General features: G+C 26.3%; 17 protein-coding genes and 1 other annotated feature. Of the genes, 2 read left to right on the top strand and 15 right to left on the bottom strand.

Going from position 1 to position 20,922, the window contains the following annotated elements:
* Positions 1–344: 344 nt before the first annotated feature.
* Positions 345–734 carry a hypothetical protein gene (locus tag KYD98_RS14820; protein ID WP_219780830.1) on the top strand — a complete coding sequence of 130 codons (390 nt, stop codon included), beginning with the start codon at positions 345–347 and terminating at the stop codon, positions 732–734.
* Between the two features lie 102 nt (positions 735–836).
* Here the strand turns inward: KYD98_RS14820 and KYD98_RS14815 are convergent, their stop codons facing one another.
* From KYD98_RS14815 to KYD98_RS14770, 10 genes are all read right to left on the bottom strand, one after another.
* A complete protein-coding gene (locus tag KYD98_RS14815) occupies positions 837–2,498 on the bottom strand; it encodes a glutamine--tRNA ligase/YqeY domain fusion protein (protein ID WP_219780829.1) in 1,662 nt (553 codons plus the stop codon).
* A 191-nt stretch (positions 2,499–2,689) separates the two neighbouring features.
* Positions 2,690–4,351, bottom strand: coding sequence for a glutamate--tRNA ligase (gltX, locus tag KYD98_RS14810; protein ID WP_219780828.1), 1,662 nt, complete (start codon positions 4,349–4,351; stop codon positions 2,690–2,692).
* Between the two features lie 187 nt (positions 4,352–4,538).
* Positions 4,539–4,759 (bottom strand) — a binding site (T-box leader).
* A gap of 117 nt (positions 4,760–4,876) precedes the next feature.
* Positions 4,877–6,766: an ABC transporter ATP-binding protein gene (locus KYD98_RS14805; protein ID WP_373368741.1), complete on the bottom strand. Its 1,890-nt coding sequence runs from the start codon at positions 6,764–6,766 to the stop codon at positions 4,877–4,879.
* A 10-nt stretch (positions 6,767–6,776) separates the two neighbouring features.
* Positions 6,777–8,516 (bottom strand): ABC transporter ATP-binding protein, encoded by a 1,740-nt coding sequence (locus tag KYD98_RS14800; RefSeq protein WP_219780826.1) that lies wholly within the window; start codon positions 8,514–8,516, stop codon positions 6,777–6,779.
* A 50-nt stretch (positions 8,517–8,566) separates the two neighbouring features.
* Positions 8,567–8,998: a MarR family winged helix-turn-helix transcriptional regulator gene (locus KYD98_RS14795; RefSeq protein ID WP_219780825.1), complete on the bottom strand. Its 432-nt coding sequence runs from the start codon at positions 8,996–8,998 to the stop codon at positions 8,567–8,569.
* 274 nt (positions 8,999–9,272) lie between these two features.
* Positions 9,273–10,568, bottom strand: coding sequence for an endonuclease (locus KYD98_RS14790; protein WP_219780824.1), 1,296 nt, complete (start codon positions 10,566–10,568; stop codon positions 9,273–9,275).
* A gap of 537 nt (positions 10,569–11,105) precedes the next feature.
* Positions 11,106–12,266 (bottom strand): alpha/beta fold hydrolase, encoded by a 1,161-nt coding sequence (locus KYD98_RS14785; RefSeq protein ID WP_219780823.1) that lies wholly within the window; start codon positions 12,264–12,266, stop codon positions 11,106–11,108.
* Between the two features lie 220 nt (positions 12,267–12,486).
* Complete coding sequence (locus KYD98_RS14780; protein WP_219780822.1) at positions 12,487–13,260, bottom strand: helix-turn-helix transcriptional regulator; 774 nt, start codon at positions 13,258–13,260, stop codon at positions 12,487–12,489.
* Between the two features lie 116 nt (positions 13,261–13,376).
* The gene (locus tag KYD98_RS14775; RefSeq protein WP_258049850.1) at positions 13,377–13,997 is read right to left on the bottom strand and encodes a hypothetical protein; all 621 of its coding nucleotides are present in this window, start codon (positions 13,995–13,997) and stop codon (positions 13,377–13,379) included.
* A 312-nt stretch (positions 13,998–14,309) separates the two neighbouring features.
* Positions 14,310–14,804, bottom strand: coding sequence for a GNAT family N-acetyltransferase (locus tag KYD98_RS14770; protein ID WP_219780821.1), 495 nt, complete (start codon positions 14,802–14,804; stop codon positions 14,310–14,312).
* Between the two features lie 205 nt (positions 14,805–15,009).
* On the opposite strand from KYD98_RS14770, the gene KYD98_RS14765 reads away from it, so the two are divergent.
* Positions 15,010–16,335, top strand: a complete 1,326-nt coding sequence (locus KYD98_RS14765) for a DUF4317 domain-containing protein (RefSeq protein WP_219780820.1) — start codon at positions 15,010–15,012, stop codon at positions 16,333–16,335.
* A gap of 278 nt (positions 16,336–16,613) precedes the next feature.
* Here KYD98_RS14765 and rbr read toward each other — a convergent pair whose 3' ends face one another.
* From rbr to KYD98_RS14740, 5 genes are all read right to left on the bottom strand, one after another.
* Positions 16,614–17,201: a rubrerythrin gene (gene rbr / locus KYD98_RS14760; protein WP_219780819.1), complete on the bottom strand. Its 588-nt coding sequence runs from the start codon at positions 17,199–17,201 to the stop codon at positions 16,614–16,616.
* A gap of 338 nt (positions 17,202–17,539) precedes the next feature.
* Positions 17,540–17,815 carry a CD3324 family protein gene (locus KYD98_RS14755; protein WP_219780818.1) on the bottom strand — a complete coding sequence of 92 codons (276 nt, stop codon included), beginning with the start codon at positions 17,813–17,815 and terminating at the stop codon, positions 17,540–17,542.
* A gap of 510 nt (positions 17,816–18,325) precedes the next feature.
* Positions 18,326–18,946 carry a DUF1062 domain-containing protein gene (locus KYD98_RS14750; RefSeq protein ID WP_219780817.1) on the bottom strand — a complete coding sequence of 207 codons (621 nt, stop codon included), beginning with the start codon at positions 18,944–18,946 and terminating at the stop codon, positions 18,326–18,328.
* A gap of 469 nt (positions 18,947–19,415) precedes the next feature.
* Complete coding sequence (locus tag KYD98_RS14745; protein WP_219780816.1) at positions 19,416–20,390, bottom strand: hypothetical protein; 975 nt, start codon at positions 20,388–20,390, stop codon at positions 19,416–19,418.
* A 195-nt stretch (positions 20,391–20,585) separates the two neighbouring features.
* On the bottom strand, positions 20,586–20,921 hold the full coding sequence (locus tag KYD98_RS14740; RefSeq protein WP_219780815.1) for a hypothetical protein: 336 nt from the start codon (positions 20,919–20,921) through the stop codon (positions 20,586–20,588).
* Between the last annotated feature and the right edge of the window lies 1 nt (position 20,922).

The following is a 20,922-nucleotide window of genomic DNA, read 5'->3' as shown; positions in this document are numbered from 1 at the left end:
TGAAAATTATACCATATATTACATATTAATGTAATTAGTTTAAATTATATTAAGACAGTAAATTGATAAATTTATACGTTCCATAAAATAATCTACTATTAAGAAATATTTCTCAATATTTAAATACAGTTAATTTAATAAAAAAACTGGACTAATTATAAATAGTATTCATAAAAATATTATTTTAACCTATTTAATTGTAAAAATAATTCTCTAACCTCATTAAATCTAGATTAAATTGTAGTTTTATAATAATTAAAAAGTAACATTTTAATTATAAAATCATATAATAATATAAATAATAGTTACTAATTCTATAATTAGTGGAGGAACTAAAAATTACTATGGATGATGCATTTGTTATTCAATTAAAAAATTTAGCAATACAGTTAGGGGAAGCTGGTATTCAATACGCTATAGAGTCATTAGCTGATTGGATTATTCCTAAAAATACACTTACTTTAAATAGCGATGGTGGAACTGAAGTAGTTCGTACAATTTCTTTTGAAGATGGTACAACCTTTGATATAATTATAAGATTAAGACAAGAAATGGTAATTGAATTATTAAGTAAGAGTTCAAAACTAATTTATAATTCATATGTTACTGAATTTTCAGAGGAAGGAAACCAATGCCCTAACTATGAAGATAATGTATCTGTTCAAATAAAAGCTCATTCACCTGACAAAGGAGGAATTAGTCTTATTAATGGTCTAATCGGGATAAACTGGTAATATAGTATAAAATAAAAAAGAGCCGTCTCAAATTTGAGGCGGCTTATTTTTTATTATTAGTTTTTATATATTTAATTTTATATTTCTTCTTTTTCTACTTTGTTATTTTAATCTAAATGAACTCTTAAGTGATACTATTCTATTAAATACTAACTTTTCATCAGTAGTATACTTTGAATCTACTGTAAAGAATCCATTTCTAATAAGTTGTAACTTATCTTGCACCTTAACATTTTTTACAGCTGTTGGTTCAATAAATCCTTGTAACACTTCCATTGAGTTTGGATTTATTTGTTCTAAGAAATTCTTTCCTTCATTTTCTTCTTCATCATCTAATATTAAAGGTTCAAATAATCTAAATTCTGCTGGTTTTGCTGTTTTAGCATCTACCCAGTGAATAGTTCCTTTTACCTTTCTTCCTGTAAAACCTGAACCTGATTTTGTTTCTGGATCATAAGTGCAATGTATCTCTACAACTTCATCATTTTCATTTTTTATAACATCTGTACATTTAACAAAATATGCACCTTTTAATCTCACTTCGTTTCCTGGGAATAATCTGAAATATTTTTTTACTGGAACTTCCATAAAATCTTCTTGTTCTATATATAATTCTCTTGAGAATGGTACAAGTCTCTTTCCTTGAGTTTCATCCTTAGCATTATTTTCTACTTCTAACATTTCTGTTTGACCTTCTGGATAATTTGTAATAACTAATTTTAATGGTCTCATAACAGCCATTGCTGATGGTGCTTTTAATTGTAAATCTTCTCTTATAAAGTATTCTAACATTTGAGAATCTACTAATGAATTAGATTTAGCTACACCTATTGCTGTGCAGAAGTTTCTTATAGCTTCAGATGTATATCCTCTTCTTCTTAATCCAGATATAGTAGGCATTCTTGGGTCATCCCATCCATCAACTATTCCTTCATCAACTAATTGCTTTAATTTTCTTTTACTCATAACTGTATTAGTCATGTTTAATCTTGCAAATTCAATTTGTCTAGGAACAGACTCCATTTCACATTCCTTTACAACCCAGTCATATAAAGGTCTATGATCTTCAAATTCTAAAGTACATATTGAATGAGTTATTCCTTCAATAGCATCTTCTATTGGATGTGCAAAATCATACATTGGATATATACACCACTTATCTTTTGTATTATGGTGTTCTGCATGAGCAATTCTATAAATTATAGGATCTCTAAAATTTATATTTGGAGAAGCCATATCTATTTTAGCTCTTAAAACTTTTTCCCCATCTTTAAATTCACCTTTTCTCATTCTTTCAAATAAATCAAGATTTTCTTCAACAGTTCTATCTCTATAAGGGCTTTCTTTTCCTGGTTCAGTTAAGCTTCCTCTATATTCTTTCATTTCTTCTGGAGTTAAATCACAAACATATGCTAATCCCTTCTTGATTAAAAGAATAGCTTTTTCATACATTGTATCAAAATAATTTGACGCAAAGAATATTTCATCCCAATTACCACCAAGCCATTTTACATCTTCTTTTATTGATTCAACATATTCAGTGTCTTCTTTAGTAGGATTTGTATCATCAAATCTCAAATTAAATTTTCCGTTAAACTCTTCAGCTAATCCTGAATTCAAAACTATTGATTTAGCATGACCTACATGTAAATAACCATTTGGTTCTGGTGGGAAACGAGTTATTATTTTTTTATGTTTTCCAGTCTCTAAGTCTTCAACAATTATATTTCTTATGAAGTTAGATGAATTAATTTCATTAGACATATTCTATCTCTCCTATTACTTATTTTTACATCTGAAAGTTATTACATAATATACTTATATGTATTTACATCTATTGTTAATTTTAATCTAATATACTTAAAAAATAAAGATATCGAATTATGAATTTAAATATTTAACTTATTTTTTAAGATTCCATAATAAGACGAGCTTTTAATCTCGTCTTATTATGTTTATATTTCTAAAAACTTTTCAAATCTTTCTTTTACTTTATCTTCGCCTAATATGTTCATAATAGTATAAAGATCTGGTGTGTTGCTTCTATGTGATAATGCTGCTCTTACTGCACCTGCAACATCTGAAATCATACCTTTATATTGATCTAAATTTGCTTTGTATTCTTTTCTATTTGCACAGTATCCTAAATCTAAACCAATTGTCTTTAAATCCTCAAACCATTCTTCTTGGCTATTAACATTAGTGTTATATTTATTCATGTATACTTTTATTACTTCTTTTGCTGATTCTAATGTTACTGTCTTTGGCAATTCAACTTGCTCAGCCTTTTCCTTATAGAATAATTCATCAAAGAAATAGAAGATTTTTTCTTTTACTTCATCCCACTTAGCATAGTCTTTTCTTGGTTTTGGACCCTCTTTATCTATATTAAACATTTCTTTAGACATTTTTTCATTAGCTGTAACTAATTCATACATCTCTTTATCAAATTCTTTTGCCCAAGTCACATAGTTATCATAAACTACATCTGCTTTCATTTTACAAATAACATTTTTACTTACATCATGCAATTTTACTATATCAAATAAAGCTCCTGATTTACTCATTTTATCTAAAGCTACTTGGAACTCATGATAATCAACTGTAGGATTTTCAGCTCTCCATTCTTCAAATGTTGAATTTATTATATTTAATAAATATTCAATAACTGAAACTGTTGGATATCCAACTTCTGTATAATAAGAAACAGCAGCTTCTGCATCTTTTCTCTTTGATAATTTTCTCTTTGAACCATTATCATTTTTCATTATTGTTGGAATATGAGCATATTCTGGTCTTTCTAATCCTAATACTTCAAATAATTGAACATGTATAGGTAATGATGATAACCATTCTTCTCCTCTTATAACATGAGTAGTTCTCATTAAAGAATCATCTATAGCATGTGCAAAATGATATGTTGGTAGTCCATCACCTTTTATTAAAACAATATCTTGATTGTTTTCTGGGAATGATATATCTCCTTTTATTAAATCATAAAATTCAATTCTATTCTCTATGTTTCCAGGTGATTTTAATCTTAAGATATACTTTTCACCTGCTTCTATTTTAGCTATAGCTTCTTCTGGAGTTAAATTTCTATACTTAGCATATTCGCCATAATATCCTGGTGTTATCTTTTGAGCTATTTGTTTTTCTCTTAATTCTGATAATTCTTCTGGCGTACAGAAACATGGATAAGCTAATCCTTTAGCAATTAAGTCTTTTGCAAAAGTTTTATAAATTTCTGCTCTTTGACTTTGTCTATATGGACCATATTCTCCTTTAAAAGTTTCTTCACCTGTCATACCTTCATTAAAGTCCATTCCAAAGTTATGCATTGTTTTTATTGTATCTTCAATTGCACCTTCAACTTCTCTTTTTTGGTCTGTATCTTCTATTCTTAAATAGAAAACCCCTTCACTTTGACTTGCTAATCTTTCATTTATTAAAGCTGCAAATACTCCACCTATATGTTGAAATCCTGTTGGTGATGGTGCATATCTAGTAACAACTGCACCTTCTTTTAAATTTCTTTTTGGATATTTTTGAATATAATATTCTGGTGTCTTATCAATATCAGGAAATATTATATTAGCTAATTTTTCTAAACTCATTCTTTTTCCTCCTAAAAACTATATAAATATACTACTATATTTTAAAACAGTGTTGATATTTTAGTATAAACATTCACTTAGGCACATGAAATAAAATAATAGATCAAATAGACGAGCATACTGGTCTATTATTTTTTTTGAATTTGCCTTAAAACATAGTAAAATATAAAAAACTTTCGTCCTAAAAAATTAGGACGAAAGTTAATTCCGCGTTACCACCTAAATTGATTAAGTAAACTTAATCCACTCACTATCTCTATATGGGGAGAATACCCTAAACCTACTACACAATAAAGTTTTCAGTTTAAACTCGGGAGCTTCCTTCTATAGAATCAAATACTAGGCTTACACTATCCCTAACTCGCTTTAAATCAACTACTATATACTCTTCTCTTTCAACGTAACTATCAATATTAATCTTTATAAAATATAGTACTATTATATATATACAACTGATTATTGTAAATAGTATATTAAATAAATATGTTTGAAGTAAAGTTAAATTTTAATATTTATAAAATTTCTTTAAGATAATTCAAAAGCTCCTGTATAAAGTTGATAGTACTTACCTTTTTGTTTAATTAAATCATCATGATTTCCTCTTTCAATAATTCTTCCCTGATCTAATACCATAATTACATCAGAGTTCTTAATTGTAGAAAGCCTATGAGCAATTACAAAAACTGTTCTTCCTTTCATAAGTTTATCCATACCATCTTGAACAATAACTTCTGTTCTTGTATCAATACTAGATGTCGCTTCATCTAATATTAAAACTGGTGGATCAGCAATAGCCGCTCTAGCAATTGTTAATAATTGTCTTTGCCCTTGCGATAAATTTCCTCCATCACCTGTAAGCACTGTTTCATATGCATTTGGCAGATGTTTTATAAATTGATCTGCATTTGCAAGTTTTGCGGCTGCATATACTTCTTCATTCGTTGCATCTAATTTTCCATATCTAATATTATCTGCAACTGTTCCAGTAAATAAATGAGCATCTTGCAGTACAATTCCAAGTGACTTTCTTAAATCAGCTTTCTTAATTTTATTAATATTTATACCATCATATCTTATTTTCCCATCCTGAATATCATAGAAACGGTTAATTAAATTAGTAATAGTAGTTTTTCCTGCACCTGTAGCACCTACAAAAGCTATTTTTTCTCCTGGCTTTGCATAAAGTTTTATATTATGTAATATAATTTTTTCATCATTATAACCAAAATCAACATCATCAAATACTACATCTCCAAGGAGTTTTTTATAAGTAACTGTTCCATCTTCATGTGGATGTTTCCATCCCCAAATACCAGTACGTTCTTTTGCTTCTATTAATTCTCCCTTTTCATCTTCTTTTGCATTAACTAAGGATACATATCCTCCATCCATTTCTTTTTTTTCATCAAAAAGTTTAAAGATACGATCAGCTCCTGCTAAAGCCATAATAACAAAATTAAATTGTTGAGCCATTTGATTTACTGTTTGACTAAAACTTCTTGTTAATTGTAAAAATGATGCAAGTCCTCCTATAGTGAATCCACCAAATGATCCAATAGCAAGAATAGATCCCAAAATAGACACAGATACATAATTTATATAACCAATGTTACCCATGACAGGCATTAAAACATTGGCATATTTATTTGCATTATTTGCACTATTAAAAAGCATATCATTTAATTTATCAAAATTAACTTTTGCTTCCTCTTCATGACAAAACACTTTTACAACCTTTTGCCCTTCCATCATTTCTTCTATATAACCATTTACTGCACCTAAATCTTTTTGTTGAAGACCAAAATATTTTCCGCTTTTTTTACCAATAAATTTAGTAACATAAAACATTAAAAGTATAATTAAAACTTCAATCCCTGTTAGTGGTAAACTTAAATAAATCATAGAAATAAATATACTAACAACTGTTATGATTGCTGATAATAGTTGTGGTATACCTTGACTAATCATTTGTCTTAATGAATCTGTATCATTTGTATATAAACTCATTAAATCTCCATGTGAATTTGTATCAAAGAAACTAATAGGTAAAGTTTCCATATGCGCAAACATATCATCCCTTATTCTTTTAAGAGATCCTTGAGAAATTATAATCATTATACGACTATATATGTATGTTGATAAAACTCCAACATAATAAATTACTGCCATAGTGATTACCATTTTAAGTAATGGTCCAAAATCTGCTCCGGATTTATTCAAAAGCGGTGTTATATAATCATCAATTAAATTTCTTAAAAATAATGTACCAACAACATTAGCAAGGGAACTTATGATAATAGTTAATAATACAATAAAAAATAAAAACTTATATCCTTTAAATACATAAGATAATAATCTCTTTAATGTTTTTAAAGAATCCTTACTAACATTTGCATGTCCACCTCGTCTATTCATTCTTCTTGTGTTACTTTGACTCATTATTATCAGCTCCTTTCACTTGAGATTCATAAACTTCAATATATATATCATTTGAATTTAATAACTCTTCATGAGTTCCAAATCCATCTATCTTTCCATCATTTAATACAATAATTTTATCTGCATCTTGAACTGAAGAAATACGTTGTGCAATAATAATTTTTGTAGTATCTGGTATTGTTTCTTTAAATGCCCTTCTAATAAGAGCATCAGTTTTAGTATCTACTGCACTAGTAGAATCATCTAAAATTAATATTTTAGGTTTTTTAAGTAAAGCTCTTGCAATACATAGTCTTTGTTTTTGCCCTCCAGATACATTTGTTCCACCTTGTTCTATAAAAGTATCATATTGGTCAGGGAAATTTTCTATAAATTCATCTGCTTGTGCTTGTTTACATGCCTTAATTAATTCTTCATCAGTAGCATTCTTATTTCCCCATCTTAAATTTTCCTTTATAGTTCCAGAAAATAATACATTCTTTTGTAATACCATCGAAACTTCATTTCTAAGAGTCTCTATATCATATTTTTTAACATCAATTCCGCCAACTTGTACACTTCCTTGAGTAACATCATATAATCTTGGAATAAGTTGAACAACAGTAGATTTAGCACTTCCTGTTCCCCCAATGATACCTATAGTTTCACCAGAATTAATTTTTAAGTTTATATTTTCTAAAGTTAAGTTGTCCATATTCTTACTATAACTAAAATTAACATTCTCAAATGTTATAGAACCATCTTTTACTTCATAAACTGGATTCTCTACATTTGTTAAATCGCTTTTTTCATCTAAAACCTCTATAATTCTTTCAGCAGATGACTTTGACATAATTACCATTACAAATACCATAGAAATAATCATAAGACTGATTAATATATTAGTTGTATACGCAAACAAACTCATTAATTCTCCAGTTGTCATGGAATTTGAAACTATAGCCTTTGCTCCAAGCCAAGATAAAAGTAAAACACAACTATAAATTGTAAACTGCATTGCAGGAGCATTAAGTATAATTAATTTTTCAGCTCTTATAAAATATTTATATATTGTTTCAGATGCTTTATAAAATTTACTTATTTCATGATCTTCTCTTACATAAGCCTTTACTGTACGAATACCAGTCAAATTTTCTTGTACACTAGCATTTAAATCATCATATCTTTTAAAAACTTCTAAAAAATATGGATGTGCTTTAGTCATAATAAAATATAATAAGATTCCAAGAAAAACTATTGCACCTAAAAATATTAGAGATAATTTTGCATTAATATAAAATGACATTGCCATGGCAAAAATCAGCATAAGTGGTGCTCTTACAAATATTCTTATTATCATTTGAAATGCATTTTGAACATTTGTTACATCTGTAGTTAATCTAGTTACAAGACCTGCTGTAGAATATTTATCTATATTAGAAAAAGAATAATTTTGTATATTATAATACATTCCCCTTCTTAAATTTCTAGCAAAACCTGAAGATGCTCTAGCTGCATATTTCCCACCTAATACACCAAAAGTAAGAGATAAAAATGCTGTTACTATCATCACTGTTCCAATAATACATACATACTTCATATCCCCTTTTCCTACTCCATTGTCAATGATTAATGCCATTAACAATGGAATGATTGTTTCCATTATTACTTCTAAAACAATATATACAGGAGTAATAATACTATCTCTTTTAAATTCTGCTACATACTTTGCTATTTTTTTTATCATAACTTTCCTCCTTTTGTTAGATTTCTAACTAATTATTCAAAAAATTGCATTTAATCAGCAATCTTTCTTGATAATCTATCAATTAAATTAATTAAGGTTTCTACTTCATCCTCACGTAACTCATCTCTTAAAGATTTTTCAAATTTAAGGATAAAATCATATACTTTTTCTTGAATTTCTAAGCCTTTTTCTGTAAGGATTATCTTTTTAAGTCTTGCATCTTCACAGACACTTACTCTTTTGATAAGTTCATTCTTTTCCATCAGTTTAAGAACACTAGTTACAGATGAACGTCTAATATCAAGTTCTTCTTCTAAATCTTTTTGAAATATATCTTTTTTATTAGACTTATGATATATAAAACCAAGAATCCTGGCTTGAACACCTGTTAAACCATATTGTGAAGCTTCTTTGCTTATTTTTCTACCAATTCTATTAGCAAAAATAGCTACTTCTTTCCCAATATGTTTCTCATTATTCATTATTTCACCCCTATTATTTGTTAGATTTCTAACTAATTATATTTTTAATTATTTTATTTGTCAATGAAATTCATATATTTTTCTATAGTATTATTTATAAAAAACCTCAAAAAAATAGTAACTTCAATTTTGAATTGAAAGCTACTAATTATAAATAAGCTCTTCTATATTTAATATTATTATTAAAATAATTTTTACTGCCTATTTGGCTTTTTCTATATAATTTTTTTAATTCTGATATTATATAAATTCATATATTTAGAATTTTTTAATTTTAACCCCATATTTGATTTACCCATTCTGGATGATCAATAAATGGATTTCTGTTGTGCTGATATTTTTTATATATTATTTCATTTCTCCTTCTTTCAAATTCATCAACGGGATCTTGCATATTCCATTTAAGCAACGTACTTAATTTTCCAAAGTATGGATTAAATCCATTGTTAACTTTATCATTTAATTCTAAATCTATTTCTCCATTATCACCTTCGTATCTTACATCCATATAAAACAACATTCTAGCTACATCACCTTTTACACTGTCTCTTGGCTCCCATGAATCATTATCATATTTACATAAAGTTGCTTCACTATGTGCCACTCCACCATTGTCAAAATCTAAATTTCCTCTTGTACTGTTTACAGAGACATCTGCTGGTCTTAAATGATGTAAGTCTGTTCCTGGTCCTGCTTTAGTTCCAAAATTACCATGTGACTTTGCCCAAACATGTTCTCTATTCCAATTATCTACACCTGATCCTTTTGTAGCTTTTGGTTGTGAACGACCTGTATATAATAGTATTACATTATTTTTATGATTAGGATCTTCATCAGTATCCATCAATGCTTCCCAAACAGCAGCGTATGATAACTTTTTATTATTATCAATTATTTCATGAAGTGATGATTTTAAAGCTGTTCCTGTCTTTCCAATAGCATTTTCATAATACGTAGAATCATATGAAGTTGTTGTCTCAATCCTACTTCCTTCAGTTATTTCTTCATTATCTCCACTATTATTTCCACTATTATCTTCATCAATTCTCTCATCTGAAGTGTTGTCTTCAGAAATGCTATCATCTGAAGTATTATCATCTGAAATATTCACATCTGTGGAATTTACTTTTGTTATGCTCTCAATATCTTTTAATCCATCATGTGAAAAATATGAAGTCAAATAACCTGTAACATTAATTTGTGTACCTTTTAAACTTGGATTTGTTTTTAGTCCAAAAGAGTCTCGATAATTTGTAGGGAGTTTAACATAAATCATATTTGAAGTCTTAGTTTCCTCTGCATTATCTGCAATTGCAATAGCAGTATCAGTAGTATATCTTTTTGTCAAAACCTTAGTATTAGATATTGGCTGTCCAATTATATACCCCTGAACAGTTTTTAATGTATTATCTTGTTTTTTCATAGCTTGTGATACTGAATATGGATCTGTACTTGTACCTGTTCCAGTTATAGCATATGTTACCTTAGTTATAGACAAAGAAAACACTACTATTAAACTAAGTATAAATAGTTTTGTAAACCTTTTCTTTTCAAGCTTTTTTAATCCCAAAGCTACCCCTCCAAAAATATTTATTAATAATCCACTTTTTAAGACCTAACCTTCCCCTCCTTCTAGTCATATATTTAAATATCATTGAATTATTATATTAATAATATATTCAGAACATTGAATAATAATTTCAATTTTTTTTTAATATATGTTTTTATTAAATTAATAGCTTTATATTCTTTTTAAAAGATTACTGGTCTACCACCTTATAAATACCACAAATTATCTTTAATTAACAATATAAACTTTAAATCATATATATCATAAATTTACTATATAAGTGCCTCACTATACTGGTGAACAATATCATTTATACAGATTTTAATATTTATATTAATGAACAAACTTTATTGAATATTACATATAAATACTTATTTACTTATAGCAAAGAAATTATTCTACATGATAAACAATAATAAAAAAATCTGAATCTTAAACTTAATATCAACACTAACCGTTAACGATTTTAATTTCTGTGTTTTTATTAATTAAAGCTTCAGATAAATTAAAAATGTTATTTTTCTAAAATTAATATAATTATTTAATCTGTTCTATCCAATTAATCATAGTATCTAAAGTAAGTTTTGTATTTCCCATATTACAGTGATTAGAAGCAATTTCTTTATCTGTAAAAAGACGAAAAGTTAAAGAATGTATATTATTTAAACATTCTAATTCATCCTTAAAAATTTTATAATTAATAAAATGATCCTTATTTGCCCCTATGACTAATACATCCTGATCAATTAAATGTCCAATATTCTCTATTTGGAATTCACTTAGCTTTACTGCATAATCATAAGGAGATTTTGCATTATAAGCATACATACCATGCTTAATTCCCCAATCTACCGTAGCATCTTTTTTTGCCGATAAATTAAAAAGTAAATTAATTATAGGTGCTACATGAAACTTCATTAATAACTTTACTATTTTTTGTTCTCCATAAGGCATCCTACTTAATACTACTGAAAAGAAATTAGGAAAAATAGACCATGCTATAACTCTCTTAATTCTTTTTTCATAAGCTGCTGCTCTAGGTGCCAACATTCCCCCTAAAGATGCTCCTATTATAGTAATATCATCAATGTCAAGATATTCAATAATTGTTTTTACAGGTTCTTCCCATTTATAAGTAAAATGCTTTCCTTGAATACGCATTACTCCTCCTTGTCCTGGGCCTTCAAAAAGATATACGTCAAAACCATTCTCTGCAAAATAAAGCATTACAAAAAATAGTTCTTCCATATAAGAATCATTTCCTCCATGAAGTAAAATAGTGTCTTTCTTTTTCCCTACAGCTTTCGTATATAATACTGGTAATATTACATTTTCATAAGGTACTTGATAATTAATTACAGTTTTATCATCAAAATATTCTTTATAATAATCATAAAACATCTCTACAGCTAATTTATAATACTTCACTTTATCTGGATCTTTATCATACATAAAAAATTCACTCATTCTATAATACGCAATAGCTTCTTTTATTCTCCCTTCATTAACAGCTTTATTTCCTATATCTATCAGCTCTTTTTTCCAAGTATCGCTATTTCTAATTTTGTGAGCAATTCTTTTTATCTCTTCTAAATCTCCATCATTCCACATTACTATACGATTTAACTGAAAATTAAAATTTGGCTCTTTATTTAAAGAATATATTCCTTTATTAAAAGTAATCTTGTCTTTTTTCATTTTTCTCATCTCCTATAATATTTTTAAAGGCATAGTCCTTTTAAGTTGACTATGCCTTTATTGTATTTATTATTTGAAAATAAAACTTCCAAATAATAGCTAAGTTTAAAATACTATAACTTCATTAAATTTAATTATTATATATCCATAAAGAATCCATTTGATTAAATATATTAATATTATTTCTAGTGTTAATATATTTATTTTAAAACCCTCTTAATTATTTTATCTTTATAACTTTAACGTCTTTTCTAAATTCACTTGCTGATATTCCAAACATATTTTTGTTAGTTGTAGCAAAATGAGAAGAGCTATTAAATCCAGCTTTTATAGATGCTTCTGTAATACTTTCACCTAACAATATATATTCATATGTCTTTGCTATTTTCATAATAACTAAAAAACTACTTAATGATATCCTTGTTTCCTCCTTAAATAAATGAGAAAGTCTACTCTTAGATAAGAATACCTTTTTTGCTAAATAATCTGTTATACCTTCTGTGATTTCTTCCATATCTTCAAGCAAAAGCAATACTTTTTTAACTCTTTCATCTGTAACATAAGGTTTGGATGTATCTAAATTACACACCCTTAATATTTTTTGATAAATACTATAATAATTTTTTTGTATTTCTTTATCATTTTTTCTCTTTAACATATCCTTCTGCCAAATCATCTTAATTTCCTGTACAATAGATGAGTTCAAAACGTAGTAAAAATTATCTTGTAAATATTTTTCTTCTATTTCTTTAGCTATATCTGTTGTTTCATCAAATAGATACACTAAAATATCATTACCATTATTTTCAATTGTATGAAGTACATTAGAAGAAATTATAATTCCTTTACAAGTAGCCTGTTCATCTTCAACGAAACAAGTAATCTCTTCCCCTAAACTAATTAATAAATGTTTTGCCAAATGTTTATGTCTTTCAGGATCATTATAATCAGCTAATAAAAGTACATGATCCATTGCATAAAAAATCTCTGTCATATTTTCACCTATTTTTAATATTTTCAATTACTTTCTATTAATTATTTTAATTTATCGTTTTTTATGTAATTAAAAAAGGTAGATTTAAATTAATAACTCTACCTTTTTAGTTGAAATTAATATTCTTTATATAATTTCATATATTCTACTATACTATCTATTGCTTCTTGTTTCATATCTTTTACAAGTGTTTTATCATTTAAAACATTCTTTGTATTAACCCAAATCAGTCCCCAATTACCATTTTCAATACTAGCTTGTCCTTTTAAAATACTTTGAATTAGTGCAATTGTAAAATTAGTATTATTTTTTTCATAGGCTTTTTCCATTAATAACAATGCCTTATCAACATGAAAATAATCATCTAAAGCCATCATATAGCTTATGCAAAAAATTTCATCTCCAGATAATGAATCTATATCTAATTTATCTATATCACTTGAATACATTAGCTTAACATAATTTTCTGCATTGTTTTTACCCTCGAATTTCCAACCCAATGCATTAATAACTGCTGCTTTAACATCAATAGGATTTTTGCTTGAATACAAGTAATTAGCTATTTCTTCATCTATAACGCCTTTTTCTTTAGCTGTTTTTACCATATCAATATCAATATAAGCTTTGTAAAAATCAGTAGATGTTACTGGTGAATCTGCAAATGCAGTAATTGGATTCATTGAAAAAAACATTGCAACTATGATAAACAAACTAAAAATATATTTTTTAATACACATTCTCTTTCCCCTCTTTTTAACTTATTTACATATATTATACATTATAAATGCTAATATTAAAATCTTTTTAGATTGTAATGTTTTTGCTCATATAGCAAAACTCAATTTAGTAGTTTGAATATTTAAAGTTTATTTATGGTACAGTTAGATAATTCTTTAAATTTTAAAATACATAGATAAACTTTATTAATGCTATAATAATCGTTTAAATTGATAAACTTCCTGTTATAAACAAAAAAAATAAAGATAAAATATATTTGTTAGATTAATTTATTGATCAAGTTTATTAGGTAATATAATTAATTCTCATTATTATATAATCTTACCCATATAATACTCATCTACATAATTTCCATCAATAATCATTGATTTTTCTTTTAATCCCTCAATTTTAAATCCACTTTTTTCATATAGCTTAATAGCAGCTTTATTATTTTTTACAACTGTTAACTCTAATCTTGTAATATGATTTTCTAAAGCCCACTTTTCAACTTCTTCAAATAATTTTGTTCCAAATTTCTTTCCTCTATATTCCTTAAGCATACCAATAACTATATATGCACTATGACGTATTCTATTTGGAATTCCTCTTTGTGCTGCTAAAAAACCACCTATTTTGTTTTCATCTTCTATTAAAAATATAATGCCATTTTCTCCATTCATAGTAGCAATTCTTCCTTTAATTTGTTCAACATTTGTTCTTCTTTCACCTGGCTCAAACATCATATTTTTTGTTTCAGTATCTAATTGTTTTAACATTTGAAGATATTTTTCCCAATCTTCTATATTCGCTTTTCTTATAATCATTCTTTTACCTCCAAGTGATTTCATAAATATTCTTTTTTATTTAATAAATTATATCATAATTTTACATATATTATATTTTTTTCTTATTGTGAGTAAATAAATTTACTTAATAAAATCTTTAATTAATATAAAAAACATACTATACTTAATAATAGTATGTTAAGTAATACCTACAAATAGAGATATTAGATTGAGAGGTTTATATATGAAGAAAAAAGATTTACTTGAGTTAAAAAAGCGTTTAAAGAAGGACCATTGCACCTTCACTAAAATGTGTGGTTGCTATGTTAATGGTGAAAAAAATATCCTTTTAAATTTTAGAGAAACCTTTTTAAATTTAGATGAGGACGAATACTTTAAGTATTTAGAAATTGCTAAAAAAGTCCTATCTGGAACTATTGGTAATAATATTTTAGAGCTTAACTTTCCACTTAATGAAAATCTTGAAAATGAGAAACAACTTTCTCTTATGCAACTAAAAAAAAGTCAATTGAAAGATGATGTACTACTTGAAGATTTTTATAACTCTATTATAGATGCTTATGATTATACTGGTAATTTTTTAATACTAGTCTTTCATGATGCCTATGATGTTATCACTAAGACTAAGGATAATGCTAAAATAGATGAATCTGAAGAAGTATATGAGTATATTTTATGTGCTCTATGCCCTGTTTCACTTTCAGAACCTGGACTTAGATACTTTGAAGAAGAAAAGAAAATAAAAGCACGTATTAGAGATTGGGTAGTGAATGCTCCAACCCTTGGCTTTGTATTTCCTGCTTTTATTGATCGTAGTTCAGATGTTAACTCTGTGATGTATTACACTAAAAATGCAAAGGACCCACATCCTGAATTAATGGAAAATGCTTTAGGTTGTTCTTCAAAACAGACTGCTACTATACAAAAAGAAGCTTTCCAAACAATTATTAAAGATTCTATTAGTGATGATGAAAAAAAAGCTGAGAAAATTTTTATGGAAATACAAGAAAATCTAAATACTATGATAGATGAATATAATGAAATATATGATGATACAGATGGTGAACCTATAATATTAAAACAAAAAGATATACAAAATATTTTAACAGAAAGCGGAGTCCCTGAAGAAGCTACTACTAAAATTGAAAAATCTTATGTAGAAAATTTTGGTGAAGATCTCCCTTTAGCAGAGCATTTAATTGACTCAAAAATACTTAAAGCAAGTGCTCAAAGAAAAAAAGAAGAACACCTCGCAAAGCAGGTAGAAATACTACAATCTAGGCTTGAGGAAGTTAAACAAGAGGTTGCTGTAGATAATGAAACTGATCTTTCTACAGAACTTAATGATGATAATATGATTTTAGAAGAATCTGAAGATACAAATTCAGAAGATAATAATGTTACTTCTAGCTATGATGTTATACTTCAAGTAAAACCTGAAAAAATCCCTCAAATAAAATCTCAAATAATTGATGGTCAAAAATGCATAGTTATTCCTATTAATGAGGATGAACAAACTACAGTTAATGGCTTAAATGATTTGATTTAATTTAATTTATATAACTTAATAAAGAAAAGTAGTAAACATTAAAAGTAAGCTACTTCCTGTTAAGTAGATAGTAGAAAATTTCAAAAGATTTTACATGGCCAATTACTTTCGTTATTGGCCATAATTTATACAAGACTATATATAATATATTTATTATATTCGATTCATAAACAACCGTATAATTTACTTCGTAACTACTTAGAATTAGAAATAATGTTTAAAGAAAAAAGGATAAACCTCCTATACGGATGTCTATCCAATAACTTTTATAATATATATTAATAATTTTCTACAAATACTTCAAAATATCCTTGAGGGTGTGCACAAGCTGGACAACTAATAGGTGCTTCTACACCTTCATATATATACCCACAATTTAAACATTTCCATAATACAGATTCTTCTTTTTTAAATACTGAATTTTCTTCAATATTTTTAGCTAATTTTAAATATCTAGCCTCATGTCTTTTCTCAACTTCAGAAATTCTTTCAAAAGTCACAGCAATTACTTCAAATCCTTCTTCTCTTGCTATTTTTGCAAACTCTGGATATAAGTCTGTCCACTCTTCATTTTCACCAGCAGCAGCAGCTTTTAAATTTAATAGTGTATCCTCATGGAATGATACTGGATATGATGCTGTTATCTCAATAACTTCATCTTTAAAATCTTGCTTTAAAAATTTATAAAACTTTTTAGCATGTTCCTTTTCCTGCTCAGCAGTTTCCATAAATATATTTGAAATTTGAACATAGCCTTGCTTTTTTGCTATACTTGCATAATATGTATATCTTGTTCTAGCTTGGCTTTCTCCAGCAAATGATTTCATTAAATTTTCCGCAGTTTTTGTTCCTTTTAAACTTTTCATAACTCCCTCCATCAACTCAATTTTATAAAATGATAATTATTACCATTTATGTGATTATACAATACATTCTACCTTTTGTAAATGTACAGTATTCTAAATTTATTATTTATAAAAGAAACTATATATATTATAGTAATCTTTTATTTACATTGATTGGTAATAAATTAATTAAGCAAAATTTCCTTATTTATAGGTATTCATTAATAATACACTTTTAACTCAACTTACGCATGTGATAAATTTGGAAACATTAGCTTTTTCTTTTTAATGACAACCTCATACTTAATTCTTAAACAAAAATGCGCCACCTAAAAACAAATTAAGTAGCACACTTTATGTTATCTCATCTTCTTTTTTTCTAAAATAATCCTTTGTATAGTTTTAGGTGACAAATAATATATTTCTGAAAGACTATGTGTTGACATTCCTTTTAAATAATCTTCATATATCTTTGTGTTTCTATTCAAAAGTTCCTTTTTGCTCTGGGATAGTTCACCCCATGCAATTTTATTTTCTTCTTTCCTAGGTATATAAATATATTCACCGTCCACGTAGTTTTGAATTATTTCTAATATTTCATTAGGGAAAATATCCCTTGCGTTTGCATAGCTCACTATATGCTCCTCCTAAATATAATTTTAATTTTAGGATTGAGCAAAGACTATTATATATATATGTTCTAATTAAGTTATTACATTTATGATCTTTTATATAATTTTTATAGAAAATTAATAATCTCTAGTTAGAAGCATATATATCATAAATTTTCTATATAAGTTCCTCACTATAGTGATAATTAATATCATTTATAAATATTCTAAGATTTATATTAATAAACAAACTTTATTGGAACTTATATATTTCAATCATTAACTGTTATGCAATAGCCTCTGCTATGCATAAATAACATATTTTCTCATAAAAACTATGCCCCTTTCTTAACTGCAATTGTATAATTTCTTTAAAATTTACTTCATAAGAGCAATAGTTACTATAACTTGCACCTTATATATATAATTATAATATATATATAACCAATATATGTCTAACAATTTCAAGTTATTTATTATACTAGACTAAACCTGCTAGATTGTAATTTTAATCATACAAGTTGATGAAACGGCTTATACTATAATAGCTTCTAAAATTTCTATATTCTCTACTACCTTTAAAACATGTATCTCCATTCCATCTCTTACTTTTATATTTAATGAATTTTTATCATCATTAATGAATATTATTCCTTTTTTATGCATATTTTTTATTTTACTTCTTGAAAGTCTAAGTTTATCACTTAAAAGCTTATCTACTCTCAATTCTATTGGATACTTACAAACAATTTTAATAACAAATTCATTTTCATTTATATAATATCCATCTAATTTCTTTTGAATTAATTTATAATTTACATTTTGTAAATTAACTTCAGCTTTATTTTTATTATATATGCCTAAATTAAAAGCATATTTTCTAGCTAACTCTTTATCATTAGAAAAAAATTTTTCATACTCATATTTATTAATATCACAAGGCTTTATTCTTTCATATATTGTCATATTCCAAGTTGATTTACATTTTTCACATTGATAAATTAGCCAAATATCAATATTATTTTTATTTGCATTTACTCTAAATTTTTCACTATTTATATAATGTGTTTTTTCATTACATTTAGGACAATTTCTTTTTACTCTTGGTAAGTTTTCAGGTATTAATTCCCATTGATATTTTTTAAAATAGCTCATTTTGCTCCTCCTAGTCATTCAAGTTTTAGGATTTGCAAAGACTATTTCATCATATTTTTATAATAATGCAATAGCCTCTGCTATGCATTTAAAATATCTCTTGTCATAAATAATTCCTCCAATCTTTTTTCTATACATATTTTATCAACTCTATATACTACATAGAACCTCATTCTTATTTCATAAATAAAATTGAGCCCATATGATAATGATTCTTTCCATTCTTATCTTATCATTTATAATAATTCAATTATCACAAGAAATAAATAAAAAGGGATTTGAAGATATCTATTATGGATTAAATGTAACTGAAGTTCACAGATAATATAAAAAAATTACCTACAATTAAGTAAGTAATTTTTTTATTAATATATATTTTTTTATCAATTCTTAACTTCATCTTTTGACTGTTTTTTATATATTTTTCAATGTTTTATCATATCTTTAGTACTCACATTTTTCTTTTTTATTACTCTATAGTTTTAAATTTAGCATCTGGAGTAAGTGTTATATTATTTTGTCTTTGATTTTGTCCTGTCATTCCTAAATAATCTGATACAATTTTTTCGGCATTTATAGATTCTACTATTAGCCACTCTGTATATAAATCACCAAATTTTTTATCAAACCATTCTGTTGAATATGAACCAAAATGATAAAACATTTGATATATATCTCCTACAGAATTATATCTCTTTATACCATTATCATCTACCCATTCAACAATTTTATTTAAATCAACATTTCTTATATCTTTTACTTTTATACTTTGGATATTTCTATTTAATTGATAATAAATCTCAACAATCCCCTCATATTCATGTCCTCTAATTTTTTGCCATCCTTGCATATCTCCAGTCGCTGGTTCAGCATATAAATTTTTTTGATTATCTGAAAAACCATTTTGATAGCTATTATAAGTCACGTTATTTAAGTTAGCCTGTCCCCCTACATATGCAGTTAATGTAGATACATCATATTTAACACCAATATTCAATATTTCACATGCTGCCTTTAAAGAAACAAAGGTTGTATTTTTATATGATATAGTCATAGCATTAACCGTTTCTCCATGGACTTTAATATTAACATTATTAAATGCTACATCGATATTATTTAATCCTTTTTGAATTACATCTTTAGGTTCATCATATAATTTACAAGATTCAGCAATATTTCCAGCAGGTAGACATCCCATGTATATTGTATTTGTAGGTTTATAGTAATACACAGATAAGTCTAATAGTTTTGAAAGATCACCTATTGGCAAGTATATAATATCATTGTATACCATGTTATCGCCTTTAAAATCAACTCCATTAACCTTAATATTAATTTCATTAAAAGATACATTAATATTTTTGCTCTGAGTATCTGCAAATGCCGAAGTTGGCATAATAAAAATTGTAATTATTATTAACATAAGCATTCTTTTTATTTTCATTCTCACACCCCCTATTTTTATACATTTTATCACTAATTTTACATACAGTCTATATGCTTGTATTAAACTTTATTATTTATGATTTTCTCTTCAATTTCTACATCTTATAAATTTAGATAATAAGAATCTACAGCTTTATTCTTACGTATAAGTACTTCATAATTAATTGCAAATTCAAGTTTTAATCATAATTTTTTAATAATAAAAAGTAAAACTTTTATTTATATACATCCCTACTTCCTTAAACCATTTAGGAACATATATTTTTAATATTCTTTGTAAATAATATCCCATTACTGTTCCTATAATAGTAAATATAAATTGTATTCCTAAATTATTTTGACTAACTATAACAACTATATATTGAAAAAATATATTACATATAAAAAAAACTGGTAGTAATAAAAGTATTAAATCCACTAAACATATTGATAAAATTACTAATGTTACTGCAAACACTAATGGTACTCCTATTAAAATATTAAATATTTTAATTATGGTATAGTTTATTATTCTTAATCTTTTTTGCATC

The organism is Clostridium weizhouense, from assembly GCF_019431045.1.
Classification (GTDB): Bacteria; Bacillota; Clostridia; order Clostridiales; family Clostridiaceae; genus Clostridium; species Clostridium weizhouense.
The sequence above is the reverse complement of the archived record's forward strand: the minus strand, read 5'-3'. Positions and strand labels throughout refer to the sequence as shown.